Below are 772 nucleotides of genomic sequence, written 5' to 3' on the forward strand. Positions count from 1 at the left end.
TCAGAGGCTAATTGTTTTTGTTCTTTCCCTTGTCTAATCCCCTCTTTGACATACTCCAATACTTGAGAATCGCTCATATTTTGAGCCATTAAAGGAGAAAAAACTCCTAACAGTAGAATAAATAGAAATACGTTAAAGTTTTTTTGTGTCGTCATTACTAATCTTTGTAGGTTCTACATAACCGATTGGCATATCTACACAAGCACAGCCAAGCATATTTAAACGAACGGCAATCTTACTCTTACCCCCGACAGTCACGAGTTCGCCAACAAGGCCGCTCAAAGGACCTTTTATCACACGAACTTTCTCACCACGCGCCAGTGGAGTATCATTCATACAGACTGCTTCTTCGGAATAATCGAGCATGAAACGGAAACGCGCCATCTGCTCGTCAGGAATAACGGCAGGAGTGCTTTCACCACGCATCACCATATAACGGCTAACCGTGGAGAAGCTTAGGACTTCCATACGCTCTTTTGGATTGACATGAACAAAAACCATCATGGGAAGCAAGACTGTATCAACCATCTTTCGACGGTCGCTCCATTGATGGATCTGTTGCTGAACGGGAACAAAAGAATCAATTCCCATCTTAGACAAACGCTCGGCAACTTTCTTCTCATGATGCATTCGAACGAGTGCTACATACCAGCGTTTTGAGTGTGCTACGCCTTCCCCTGTCCCACTAATAGGCCCGGCATTTACTGATTTTGGTTTCGTTAAAATCATATTTTTTTACCCCATGTGATTCCGTTACTTCTTAGGTAACGGA

At 43.0% G+C, this 772-nt stretch carries 1 protein-coding gene; it reads right to left on the minus strand.

What is annotated here, in order from left to right:
* Positions 1 to 132 precede the first annotated feature (132 nt).
* Complete coding sequence (locus DW862_RS25640) at positions 133 to 729, minus strand: UpxY family transcription antiterminator (RefSeq protein ID WP_008019042.1); 597 nt, start codon at positions 727 to 729, stop codon at positions 133 to 135.
* Positions 730 to 772 lie beyond the last annotated feature (43 nt).

Source organism: Bacteroides sp. AM37-9 (assembly GCF_003603455.1).
GTDB lineage: Bacteria > Bacteroidota > Bacteroidia > Bacteroidales > Bacteroidaceae > Bacteroides > Bacteroides xylanisolvens.

Excerpts from the sequence above, each read along its gene's own strand:
- DW862_RS25640 (WP_008019042.1), bottom strand. The coding sequence starts at position 729 with ATGATTTTAACGAAACCAAAATCAGTAAATGCCGGGCCTATTAGTGGG.